The following is a 12,276-nucleotide window of genomic DNA, read 5'->3' on the forward strand; positions in this document are numbered from 1 at the left end:
TTTGTTCTGGTTGCTGTTTTTTGGCTTGGCCCGGGCGCTTTTTCTGGGTTACCAGCATGGCCTGACTGCTCAACTTTCGGCGCTTACCGTTCTGAGGACTTTTGGTTATGGGCTGCGCCTCGATGCTTCGGCGGCGGCTTACGTGAGTGTGGTGCCGTTCTTACTCCTTATAATAGGGAATGGGTTTCCCCGGTTTCCGGTGCAGCGGTTGCTGAGCGGCTACACGGCGGCAATAGGCATCGTGCTGACAATCCTGATAACGGCCGACCTCGAATTATACCGCGCCTGGGGCTTTCGGCTGGATGACACGCCCCTGCAATACCTCAATTCGCCCACCGAAATGGCCGCTTCGGCGGGCAGCGCCCCGCTGCTGCTGCTGGCTTTGGCCCTGCTGACGCTACTGGCCGGTGGCTGGTGGCTTTACCGGAGTATAGCCGGACGCCTCGCACCACTGCCCGGCTGGTTCGGGCGCGGCCGGGCCGCGTTCGCGGCTCTGCTCTATGCCGCCCTGCTGGTGGTGCCCTTGCGCGGGGGCACGCAGCAAATTCCGGTGAACCAGAGTGACGTGTATTTTTCGCGCATTGCTTTTGCCAACCATGCCGCCATCAACGCCCCCTGGAACCTGATGAGTGCGCTGGTGCTGCGGGCGGCCGAGCGCCCCCCGCAGCCGTTTATGGCCGATAGTACGGCCCGGCGGCTGGTGGCCAGCGTGTACCCGCGCGCGGTGGGGGCTCCGGCCCCGGCCGATTCGTCGGCCTCCATCCTCACCGAGGCCCGGCCCAATGTCCTGTTCATCATCCTGGAAAGTTTCACGGCCAAGCTGGTGGGCAGCGTGGGGGGCGAGGTGGGCGTGACGCCGAACCTGGACAGCCTGGCCCGGACGGGGGTATTATTCAACAATATATACGCGGCCGGCGACCGCAGCCAGAAAGGCCTGGTTGCGCTGCTCTCGGGCTACCCCAACCAGCCCACGACCAGCATTATTAAGTTTCCGCGCAAAAACGAGCACCTGCCGCACCTGTGCCGCTCGCTGGCCGCGGCCGGCTACAGCTCGCGCTACTACTACGGGGGCGAGCTGGCGTTTGCCAACATGAAAAGCTACCTGCAAACGGCCGGCTACGACCAGCTCACCGAGCGCAGCGACTTTGCTACGGCCGACCAAAACTCCAAATGGGGCGCGCACGATGGCATTCTGTTCACCCGTGTGCTGAGCGACCTGCAGCAACAGCAACAGCCGTTTTTCGTCACCGCTTTCACCCTGAGCAGCCACGAGCCCTTTGAGGTGCCCATGAAGCCCCGCTACCCCGGCCCGACCGAAGCTGACCAGTTCCGGAGCTCGGTGGCCTACACCGATGCCACGCTGGGCCAGTTTCTGCGCCAGGCCCGCCAGCAGCCCTGGTACGCGCATACGCTGCTGGTATTGGTAGCTGACCACGGCCACGTCCAGCCTGGCAACTCCGCCAATCAAAGCCCGTCCAAGTTCAGAATTCCGCTGTTGCTGGCGGGCGGCGCGCTGCGGCCCGAGGCCCGGGGCCGGGTGGTTTCAACCCTGGGCTCGCAAACCGATGTGGCCGCCACGCTGCTCCACCAGCTGCACCTGCCCGCCGCCGCCTTTGAATGGAGCCGTAACCTGCTCGCGGCCCACCCGGTGCCGTTTGCCTACTACTGCTTTAATAACGGCTTTGGCTCCGTTTCGCCCCAAGGCACGATTACCTTCGACAACGTGAGCCGCCAGGTGTGGGAGCGCGACCCCGGCGTGACCGATGCGCAGCTGCAGCTCAGCCAGGCCATGCAGCAGATTTCGCAGGAGGATTTCGCCCGCAAATAGGTCTGCGGGCCAGCCGTACCTTTGTGAGACTATGCCTACCCCCCAATCCGTCGCTTTTTACACTCTCGGCTGCAAGCTCAACTTTTCCGAAACGTCGGCCATTGGCCGGCAGTTTGAGGAAAAAGGCTTCCAGAAAATCCCTTTCGAAGCCGGAGCCGACCTCTACGTTATCAATACCTGCTCCGTTACCGACCACGCCGACCGCAAGTGCCGGAAAGTGGTGCAGCAGGCTCTGAAGCACAATCCGGAGGCTTTTGTGGCCATTGTGGGCTGCTACGCCCAGCTCAAACCCCAAGAAATTGCCAACATTCCCGGCGTGAGCGCCGTGCTGGGCGCGGCCGAGAAGTTCATGCTGGTCGATATTCTGGCTGATTTCAAGAAGCCCGCCGCCGGGCAGCCGGGGCAGGTTCACGCCTCGCCCATTTCCGCGGCCACCGAATTTCATGCCGCGCACTCGTTCGGCGACCGCACCCGCACCTTCCTCAAGGTGCAGGACGGCTGCGACTACTCCTGCTCGTTCTGCACCATTCCGCTGGCGCGGGGTGGCAGCCGCTCGGGCAGCGTGGCCAGCGTGGTAGAGCGCGTGGGGAAACTGGCCGAAACCGGCGTGAAGGAAATCGTACTCACCGGCGTGAACCTGGGCGATTTCGGCCTGCAAGGCCCCGAGCGCGAGCGCCGCGAGGACTTCACCCAGCTGGTGCGGGCCCTGGACGAGGTGGCCGGCATCCGCCGCTTCCGCATCAGCAGCTGCGAGCCCAACCTGCTCACCGACGATATTCTGGACACCGTGGCCGCCTCAGCGCGCTTCATGCCGCACTTCCACATCCCACTGCAAAGTGGCTCCGACAAGATTCTGGGGTTGATGCGCCGCCGCTACAAGCGGGCGCTCTACGCCAGCCGGGTAGCCCGCATCAAGGAGCTGATGCCCCATGCCTGCATCGGGGTTGATGTGATTGTGGGGTTTCCGGGCGAAACGGATGCCGACTTTCTGGACACGTATAACTTTCTGAACGAGCTGCCCATCAGCTACCTGCACGTTTTTCCCTACTCGGAACGGCCCGATACGCTGGCCCCCACCCTGCCCGGCCGGGTGCAGGACCGGGTGCGGCACGAGCGCACCACCCAGCTCCGCAGCTTATCGGAGAAGAAAAAGCGGTTTTTCTACGAGCAGCACTTGGGCCTGGAAACCGAAGTGCTATTCGAAGACGATGTGACCGATGGCCAAATGGAAGGATTCACGCCCAACTACATCCGCGTGGTGGCCAAATACGACCCTTTGCTGGTAGGCGAGATGAAAATGCTGCGCCTAAGTGCCGTAAATGCCTTCGGGCTGATGGAAGCCGAAGAGATGGGCGTATTTGCCTAAACCATGGCCTGCCGGGCCATAGCCAGCATTTCGCGCAGCATTTGCTGCTGCTCCACTAGGTGTTGGTTGCGCATTTCGGCCAGGGCCAGCTGGTGCTGCAGGTGCTGGGCATGCAGGGCGGCCGTCACGTAAAGTTCGGGAGAAAAGCCAGCAGGCGCGGCCGGTGCTGGTGCGGCCGGGGCCGGGGCAGCTGGTGCGGCCGAGGCAGCCGGAGCTACTTCAGGAAGCGGCAGGGGCTGAGTTGGCGCGGGCGGCGTGGCGGGCTGAGTTGGCGCGGGCGGCGTGGCGAGCACCTCTGGTACTGGGGCAACCTGCGGCACTTCGACGGGCACTGGCGCGGCGGCGCGGACGGGCTGGTTAGCGGCGGCAGCCAGGGCCAGCGTGGCCGTTATTTCGGCAGGTTGGAGGCGGGAGCCCGCAACGCCGGTCACGGCCCGACGCGGGACCGGCACTTCCACATCCGATAAATCGATGGGTTCGAGCGGGGGTTCTGCGGCGGCGGCTGGAACGGGGGCAACTGCTCTCGGCGCGGGCTCGCCACTTACCAGCATGGGGCCGCGGCCGAGCAGCAACCAGTCGCGCGACACATTTGGATAAATCTCAAAAACCTTACACAGCAGGTCGTAGCCGGGTTTATTCCGGCCGTCGATGAGGTGCTGAACGACGCTGGCCGTTTTGCCCAACGAGATAGCAAAGCTGTTTTTGGTTAGCCCGAACTGCTTGATAAGCTGCGCAAAGCGCTGGTCGATGGGAACAGAAGCGGAGGCAACCATAGTATTTGCACAAATGAGTAGTTGTGCAAATGTAGGACCGCAGATTTTAACAGATTTGACTGATTACGCAGATTCAGGTGCCCACTGGCTGCTTTGCCAAATCCGAAGAGTGCTCTGCCATGAGCCACGCTAAGAGCAGAGCGAGTTAAGAAAAAAAGAGAAAGCATCCTCGGGTCAGCGGGTCAGCGGGTCAGCAGTAACCTCGGGTCAGCGGGCACCTGAATCTACGTAATCAGTCAAATCCGCTAAAATCTGTGGTCCTTACTCGTAGCGCAGCGAATCAATCGGGTCCAGGGCGGCGGCTTTGCTGGCGGGGTAGTAGCCCGAGGCCAGCCCCACGCCCACGCAGATTACGAGGCCCACAATCATCCAGACCCACGGCACGAGGAAGGTACCGGAGCCCACGAATTTGGCCACGCCGTTGCCGCCCAGCACGCCCAGAACGATGCCCAGCGAGCCGCCCAGCAGGCAGATAACGATGGCCTCAATCAGAAACTGCAGGCGGATTTGCTTGGCCGTGGCCCCCAGCGCCTTGCGAATCCCGATTTCGCGGGTGCGTTCCGTCACCGAAACCAGCATGATGTTCATAAGGGCGATACTGGCCCCGAGCAGCGTGATAAAGGCCATGATGCTGCCCCCTACCCGCACTTTGCCCGAAATAGAATCGAGCGATGAAGCCAGCGACTCGCTGCTTTCGACCACGAAGCTGTCTTCCTGGCCCAGCTTGTCCTGCCGCACGGCCCGCATGATGCCGGTGGCCTGGCCCATCACAAAATTGAGGGTGCCGGACTGGTCGGTGGCAGTTTTGATGTCGAAGCTAAGGGCACGCTGGCGGGGCATCTGGTTGCCGGCTTCGAGGGGAAGCAGCGCCAGGCGGTCGGCCCCGCCGCCGCCCATGCTGGCACCGCTTTTCTCCAGTAAGCCCACAATCAGGAAGCGGCGGCCCAGGGCGGCCACGTATTTCCCCACCGGGCTTTGCTTGGGAAACAGCTTGAGGCGGATTTCGTCGCCCACAATCAGCACATTGGCCCCGCTGTTGAGCTCGGCCTGCGAGAAGATGCGGCCCTCGGCCAGGTTGTAGCCCTGGATTTTCAGGTAGTTCTCGTCGCCTGCCACAACCTGCATATTGGGGTTGGTTTTGATGCCGTTGGCTTTCATTTCCACGGCTCCGGCAATGAAGGCCGACACGCCCACCTGGGCCTCGTCGCCCATGGCTTTTTTGTATTGCTTGGCCTGAAAAAAGCTGATGGGCGCGTACTGCTTGGCCTGCACGCCGCCGCGCCGGCCGCGGTTGCTATAGCCCTTGGCGTGCAGCTCGAACGAGTTGGCCCCGAGGCTGGCGAAGGTTTCCGACAGCGAATTCTTCATGGCATCAATACCGGTGAGGATGCCGACCAGCGCAAACAGGCCAATGCTGAGAATAAGCGCCGTGAGAATGGTGCGCAGCAGGTTGGTGCGGATGGAACGGAAGGCTTCACGAACGTTTTCGAAGGGGCTCATAGTCGATGATTCCGGCCGGGAGCCGGGAAATCGTGGAAGGGAAAACCGCCGGCAGTGCCGGCTCTGCTCTGGCGGCGGGCCCGAGCAAGTGCCCAAAGTTCGTCGGGCGGCGCTTAACTTGAACCACCGCCCGGCAAACCTCGTTGGTTCGGTGCATTTATTTCCCCAAAAAACATGCTGCTCAAGCGTCTTCTGCTCTTTCTGCTGCTGGCCGTAGCCGGCGTGGCCGCGCCCCTGGCGGCCCGCGCCAACCATGTGTTCATCCCGATGGATAACACCCAAAAAGAATGCCTCAAGGCCTACGGCGTGGCCTTTTGGCTGCTCCAGCGGGAGGTGCCCGTCGATTGGCTGCTGAACTACCGGGGCGGCTCCTTCGCCTTCGAAGTCACGGCCGGGGCCGAAAATGAGCTGGCCGTGCGCGGCGTCACGTTTCAGGTTATCAGCGAAGCCCAGTACACCGGCATTTTGCAGGAAATAGCCGACCCGAACGCCAACATGGACGTGATGAAGCTGGAAAAGGTGCCCAAAATTGCGGTGTACACGCCCAAGGGCAAGCAGCCCTGGGACGATGCCGTGACCATGGTGCTGGCCTACGCCGAAATTCCCTACACCCAGATTTACGATGATGAAGTGCTGGCCGGTGCTCTGCCCAAGTACGACTGGCTGCACCTGCACCACGAAGATTTCACCGGCGAATACGGCAAGTTCTACTCCGTGTACCGCTCCTACCCCTGGTACCAGCAGCAGGTGCGCGACGCCGAAGCGGCCGCCAAGCGCAACGGCTTCGCCAAAGTAAGCCAGATGAAGGCCACCGTGGCCGTAAAAATGCAGGAATTTATTGCCGGCGGCGGCTTCCTGTTTGCCATGTGCTCGGCCACCGACTCGTACGACATCGCCCTGGCCGGCCTGGGCGTGGACCTGGTGGAAACCATGTACGACGGCGACCCGGCCGACCCCCAGGCCCAGTCCAAGCTCAACTACAACCGCTGCCTGGCCTTCCAGAACTTTCAGCTGACCCGCAACCCCTACGAGTACGAGTACTCCAACATCGACATGCAGCCCAACGAGCGCGGCCTGGGCGAACAGAACGACTATTTCTCGCTCTTCACCTTCTCGGCTAAGTACGACCCGGTGCCCACCATGCTCTGCCAGAACCACGAGAAAACCATTCACGGCTTCATGGGCCAGACCACGGCTTTCCGCAAAAACCTTATCAAGTCCGACGTCATTTCGATGGGCGAGACCAAGCAGACCGGCGAGGCCCGCTACATCCATGGCACGCTGGGCAAGGGCACCTGGACGTTTTATGGCGGCCACGACCCCGAGGACTACCAACATCTGGTGGGGGAAGAGCCCACCGACCTGGCCCTGCATCCCAACTCGCCCGGCTACCGTCTGATATTGAACAATATCCTATTCCCGGCCGCCAAGAAGAAGAAGCAGAAGACCTGAGCGTCAGTTGACTTTGCACCCAGAGAAGCCCGCAACAAGTGCCGTTGCGGGCTTTTTTGTGCGCTGCAGCTAAAAGATTAGGGCCTGGTGCTAAAAGGCTTTTATTATGGACTTTAAGCACGTAAATTTCAGGGCCCCAAATACAGTTTAGCCAAAATTTATGCGTTTACGCCTCGTTTTGTCTCTGTTAATTTTATGCATAGGCCTGCGGGCCCAGGCCCAGATTCCAGTTGCCGATAGTGCGGTGGTCGCGCGCCCGGTGCCGCAGCGCCCCTTCCGGGCGGTGGCGCTGCGCATTGCCGTGCCCTCGGTGCTGGTGGGCGTGGGCGTGCTGGCCCACAGCCCCCGCTACAACCAAACCTTGTATGAGGTGAAGCGGGAAATGCAGGAAGAAACCCAGGAGGTTTTTGGCGACTTCAATTCGCATGGCATCGACGACTATACCCGCCATGCGCCGCTGGCCGTGGCCTACGGCCTGATGGCGACCGGCCACCGCGGCGAGCGCACAGCGTTGGGTTTCACACTCATTTACCTGGCCGCGCACGAGCTCGACCAGGCCGTAGTCAGCAATCTCAAGCGCATTACGGCCGAGGCCCGGCCCAATAACGCCACCGACCTGACCTCTTTTCCATCGTCGCACACGTCGCAGGCTTTTCTCACCGCCACGCTGCTGCACGAGCAGTACGGCCGCCAATACCCCTGGCTGAGCGTGAGCGGCTACGCCGTGGCGGCGGCCACGGGCACCATGCGCGTGCTCAGCAACAAGCACTGGGCCACCGATGTGCTGGCGGGCGCGGGCATTGGCTTCCTGTCGGCCGAAACGGTATGGCACCTTTACCCGACCCTCACCCGCCTGCTGCCCAAAGGAGTCGCGCAAAAACTGCTGCTGGTGCCCACCTACGTGCCGGGCGGTGGCGCGGGGTTCGCGCTGGCGTATCAGCCTTGAGCACGGCCGGCAGCATCGCGCCGGGCAGCACCAGCCCTGTTGAAGTTCACCCCAACCTCTTTGGCGGGCAGCAATCAAGCGCTCAGGGTTCGCGGTACCGTTGACCGGGTGTCCGACGTATGGCGTATAACGGAGTCCGGATGCGGCTTGCGGCATAAGCCGGGGCCGCCGAAACCCATTTCAGCCCCTGCATGCAGCCCCACCCCACCAACTACAGCACTTCAACCAGCCGCGCAGACCAGCCCGCGCCGGCCAACCTCCTGCCCCGCGCCGTGCTGCGGCCCAATAGCTACCTGTTGCTCGATGGCTCCTGGCATTTCGCGCATGATGTCGACGACCAGGGACTGATTCATAACTGGGCCCAGGGCCACCGCTACGAGCACCTGGCCCAATGGCCGGGCTCGGTCGAAACGCATTTGCGCGAGGCCCGCGGCCAACAGGAAGGCAGTACCTGGCAAGACAAGGTGGTGGTGTGGTACGAGCGCGAATTCGACCGGCCCACCATGGACGTGCCGGCGGCCCGGTCCATGCTTCAGCTCACGTTTGGGGCCTGCGGGCACGAGACGCGGGTCTGGCTGAACGGGCAGCTCCTAAAAACCATTGAGGGCGAAGAGGTGCATTACGGCGAGTACACGTCCTTCACCTATGAGCTGGACGCCGCCGCCCTGCTCCCCGTGAACCGCCTCACCGTGCGCATTGCCGACACGATGGACGCCGACTTGCCCCGGGGCAAGCAGGAATCGCACGTATACAAGCGCGGCGGCATCTGGTACCAGACCTACACCGGGGCCGTACGCAGCGTGTGGCTGGAAACCGTGGAGCAGAACCGCCTGCGTTCGCGGGTGGGCGTGGTGAGCGAAGTGGAAGACCAGCTGGTGCGCTTCAACCTGACGCTGCGCCTGCACGACGCCGGGGACTACGTCATCCGGTTGCAGGTGTTCGACCCCACCCTGCCGGGCGATGCGCCCCCGCTGGCCGCGTCCGACTTCCCGCTGTACATGGCCGCGGGCCAGTGGCAGCAGCGCCTGGTGCTGGAGGTGCCCGAGGCCCGCCTCTGGGCCCCCGAATCGCCGAACCGCTACCGGCTGGTGGCCCAACTCATTGATGCCAATGGCTACGCCGCCCGCATCGAAACGCTGTTTGGCCTGCGCAAGATTGAGGCCCGGGGCCGCCACGTCTACCTCAACAACCAGCCCGTGTACCTCGACGGCATTCTCTACCAGCCCGGCGAGGCCACCTACGAGGAGATGCAGCGCCACATGCACGCCATGAAGGCGCTGGGCTGCAACCTGGTGCGGGTGCACATTGCCGGCATCGACCCCCGCATCTACAACCTGGCCGATGAGCTCGGGCTGCTGCTGTGGGTGGAAGTACCCAGCCCGCATAGCTCCACCGTGCGCAGCCGCATCAACCACAGCGCCGAGCTGCTACGCATGCTCACGCTGAGCGAAACGCACCCGTCCATCATCATCTGGAGCCTCTACAACGAGGACTGGGGCGTGCAGGACATCGCCACCAACGCCGACACCCGCCAGTACATCATCGACACCTACCACTTCATGCAGATTGCCTTCCCGCAGTTTCTGGTGGTGGACAACGACGGCTGGCACCACGTCTCCTACACCGGCCGGCTGAAATCGGACCTGCTCACGGCCCACCTCTACACCCCGGATTTGGGGCGTTGGCAGGAGTTACTCGACCGGCTGGTGCGGGGCGAGCTAAACGGCACGGCAGCCTACCCGCTGGTCGTGGGCGACCCATTTTTCTACCGCCACCAGGTACCGCTGATTGTGAGCGAATGGGGCGGCTTTGGCTTTTCGGACTACGGCGGGCCGCAGGACGCGGGAGCGCGCACGGCCAGCATCAGCGCATTCAAGCAGGAGCTCCGCCGCCGACCCATCGCGGGCGACGTGTATACCCAGGCCACCAACATCGAAGACGAGCGCAACGGCCTGATTGACCCGCACACCGGGGCTCTCAGCGTGCCGGCGGGGCTGCTTGCTTCGGGGAAGTAGCTAATCGAAAGAACTCAGGTTACGGGACCGACGCGGCCGCTCAGTACCTGGACGGTAGTCGGGCCGGGTCGCGGGTAGCGGCCAGGGTAGCCGTGATGCACCAGGCCGCGTTCAGGGCCGTATTGTTGGCCCGGAGCCGCGTGAGGATTTGGCCGGGCACGGTGCTCGTGATGGAGGCCGGCTGCACTATTTTGGCCACCGCCACGGGCTGGCTCAGGGCAGGCACTTTGGCCGCTACGGGCACCACCAATTCAAAGACAACTAATTGCTCGTTTTCTTCGCAATCAGCAAAGCAGCGCATTTTTACGCTGCCGGAGACGGAGGTTTTGTCGAGGTTTCGCATACAAAAAAGGGCGGATAGGGCGGTGTATTCTCGGCCAGAGGCTAGCCTTGTAAACATGATTTTCATTTATAAATTTACCTCTAATTATTTTAATAATACGACTAATACTTCGTCAATAGCTGTATTTCCTCTGTTTATGCACTTTCTGGCACGCTGAGCGGCCTAACTAACCGGACACCTGGATTTGGCATACCCGGTCCATTAGAGGGCTTTCCAAGTTACTGTAAATTTTTTAAGCAGGTTAAAAGTGAGGAGTTAAAATTCTTTCAGACTGTATTTTAACTCCTCACTTTTAACTCTTCACTAAGAGCCTATCCGAATAGGCGAGAAAAGAACGGTCATGCCGAGCGCAGCCGAGGCATCTCGCGTGCAACAGTAATCAGCCGTCACCTCAACAAAGCGGGCGAGATGCCTCGGCTGCGCTCGGCATGACGGCCTATTCGGATAGCCTCTAAGTACATCTGAGCGAAAACCGCTCTAGCTCACGATTGCCTATACCTTGAAAAGGCAATTTGCCCCGCCCCGAACCGGTCCGGCACATCCGGGGTTATCTTTGCAGGCCGCCACTTTCCGGCGCTTCGCAGCCCTATGACCATCACCAAAGAAGCCGTTCTCAAAGCCCTGAGCTACGTGGAAGAGCCCGACCTGGGTCAGGACCTCGTGACGCTCAACATGATTGAGAACATTGAGATTGACGGCCTTACCGTCGCGTTTACCGTGGTGCTCACCACGCCCGCCTGTCCCCTCAAGCAGCTCATTCATGATGCCTGCGAGCGAGCCATTCACACGATGGTTGATAAGGATGCCAACGTGGTGATTACCATGACTTCGCGGGTGACTACGCTGCGCAATAACCGCGGCGACCTGCTGCCCGGCGTGAAAAACATCATCGCCATTGCCTCGGGCAAGGGGGGCGTGGGCAAAAGCACGGTTACGGCCAATCTGGCGGTAGCGCTGGCCGCCACCGGAGCCAAGGTGGGCCTGGTCGATGCCGACATTTCCGGACCCAGCATGCCCGTCATGTTTGGCGTGGAGAACGAGGCTCCGCACGTCTTTCAGGGCCCGAATGGTAAGAATCTGATTCAGCCCATTGAGAAATACGGGGTGAAGCTGATGAGCATCGGCTTTCTGGCCCCGGCCGAAAGCGCCGTCGTGTGGCGGGGGCCGATGGCCTCGTCGGCCCTCAAGCAGTTTATCACCGAAGTAGACTGGGGCGAGCTCGACTACCTGCTGCTCGACCTGCCGCCCGGCACGTCCGACATTCACCTCACGCTGGTGCAAACCGTGCCCGTAACCGGGGCCGTTATCGTGACCACGCCGCAAAAAGTGGCCCTGGCCGATGCGCAGAAGGGCTTGCAGATGTTCCGCCAGCCCCAAATCAACGTGCCCATTCTGGGTGTAGTCGAGAATATGGCCTGGTTCACGCCGGCCGAGCTGCCCGACAATAAGTACTTTATTTTTGGCGAGAATGGCGGCGCGCGCCTGGCCAAGCAGCACGACGTGCCGCTGCTGGGCCAGCTGCCGCTGGTGCAAAGCATCCGGGAAAACGGCGACCAGGGCCAACCGGCCGTGCTCGACCCAACCTCGGTAGTGGGCCAGCTGTTTGCCAACCTGGCCGAAGCCGTGGCCCGGCAAGTAAGTATCCGTAACAACGTGGCCCCAAAAACGGCCATCGTGCAGATGAACTCCTAAATGCCTGTGGAACAGACCATCAACACCGCGCCCGCCTTCGAGCACCCGCTCATGCCCCGCATTGAGGCGGCACTGGATACCCTACGCCCCTACTTGGCCACCGACGGCGGCAACGTGCGCGTGGCCAACATCACCCCCGAGGGCGTGCTGCAGCTGGAATGGGAAGGGGCCTGCGGGGCCTGCCCCATGTCGCCGATGACCCGCGCCGGCATGGAGGACACGGTGAAGAAAGCCGTACCCGAAATCACGGCCGTCGAAGCGCGGTAAGCGCTTTTCGGCTATTCTGGTCGAAGAATAATTGGAACGTCATGCTGAGCTTGTTGAAGTATCTCTACCGCATAAGTAACTATTTACTTCTGCG

General features: G+C 61.8%; 10 protein-coding genes. 7 read left to right on the forward strand and 3 right to left on the reverse strand.

What is annotated here, in order from left to right; translation table 11 throughout:
- Position 1: 1 nt before the first annotated feature.
- Positions 2-1,828 (forward strand): LTA synthase family protein, encoded by a 1,827-nt coding sequence (locus ABD819_RS09285; RefSeq protein ID WP_345123416.1) that lies wholly within the window; start codon positions 2-4, stop codon positions 1,826-1,828.
- Between the two features lie 31 nt (positions 1,829-1,859).
- Positions 1,860-3,194: a tRNA (N(6)-L-threonylcarbamoyladenosine(37)-C(2))-methylthiotransferase MtaB gene (gene mtaB, locus ABD819_RS09290; RefSeq protein WP_345123418.1), complete on the forward strand. Its 1,335-nt coding sequence runs from the start codon at positions 1,860-1,862 to the stop codon at positions 3,192-3,194.
- Here mtaB and ABD819_RS09295 read toward each other — a convergent pair.
- Both ABD819_RS09295 and ABD819_RS09300 read right to left on the reverse strand, forming a co-directional pair.
- The gene (locus ABD819_RS09295) at positions 3,191-3,967 is read right to left on the reverse strand and encodes a helix-turn-helix transcriptional regulator (protein WP_345123421.1); all 777 of its coding nucleotides are present in this window, start codon (positions 3,965-3,967) and stop codon (positions 3,191-3,193) included. The genes mtaB and ABD819_RS09295 overlap by 4 nt on opposite strands.
- Positions 3,968-4,228: 261 nt before the next feature.
- Positions 4,229-5,467 (reverse strand): ABC transporter permease, encoded by a 1,239-nt coding sequence (locus ABD819_RS09300; protein ID WP_345123423.1) that lies wholly within the window; start codon positions 5,465-5,467, stop codon positions 4,229-4,231.
- A 174-nt stretch (positions 5,468-5,641) separates the two neighbouring features.
- Here ABD819_RS09300 and ABD819_RS09305 point away from each other — a divergent pair, with 174 nt between their 5' ends.
- The 3 genes from ABD819_RS09305 to ABD819_RS09315 all read left to right on the forward strand — a co-directional run bounded on the left by ABD819_RS09305 (position 5,642) and on the right by ABD819_RS09315 (position 9,880).
- Positions 5,642-6,919, forward strand: coding sequence for an asparagine synthetase B (locus ABD819_RS09305; RefSeq protein WP_345123426.1), 1,278 nt, complete (start codon positions 5,642-5,644; stop codon positions 6,917-6,919).
- 178 nt (positions 6,920-7,097) lie between these two features.
- Positions 7,098-7,865: a phosphatase PAP2 family protein gene (locus ABD819_RS09310; RefSeq protein WP_345123429.1), complete on the forward strand. Its 768-nt coding sequence runs from the start codon at positions 7,098-7,100 to the stop codon at positions 7,863-7,865.
- A gap of 191 nt (positions 7,866-8,056) precedes the next feature.
- Complete coding sequence (locus tag ABD819_RS09315; protein ID WP_345123432.1) at positions 8,057-9,880, forward strand: glycoside hydrolase family 2 TIM barrel-domain containing protein; 1,824 nt, start codon at positions 8,057-8,059, stop codon at positions 9,878-9,880.
- A 40-nt stretch (positions 9,881-9,920) separates the two neighbouring features.
- Here the strand turns inward: ABD819_RS09315 and ABD819_RS09320 are convergent, their stop codons facing one another.
- Entirely contained in the window at positions 9,921-10,223 is a 303-nt protein-coding gene (locus ABD819_RS09320; protein WP_345123434.1) for a hypothetical protein, read from the reverse strand.
- A 588-nt stretch (positions 10,224-10,811) separates the two neighbouring features.
- On the opposite strand from ABD819_RS09320, the gene ABD819_RS09325 reads away from it, so the two are divergent.
- Positions 10,812-11,915 carry an Mrp/NBP35 family ATP-binding protein gene (locus ABD819_RS09325; protein WP_345123436.1) on the forward strand — a complete coding sequence of 368 codons (1,104 nt, stop codon included), beginning with the start codon at positions 10,812-10,814 and terminating at the stop codon, positions 11,913-11,915.
- Positions 11,916-11,966: 51 nt separating this feature from the next.
- The gene (locus ABD819_RS09330) at positions 11,967-12,182 is read left to right on the forward strand and encodes a NifU family protein (RefSeq protein WP_345123478.1); all 216 of its coding nucleotides are present in this window, start codon (positions 11,967-11,969) and stop codon (positions 12,180-12,182) included.
- Positions 12,183-12,276: the final 94 nt, after the last annotated feature.

Source organism: Hymenobacter antarcticus (assembly GCF_039539545.1).
Taxonomy (GTDB): domain Bacteria; phylum Bacteroidota; class Bacteroidia; order Cytophagales; family Hymenobacteraceae; genus Hymenobacter; species Hymenobacter antarcticus.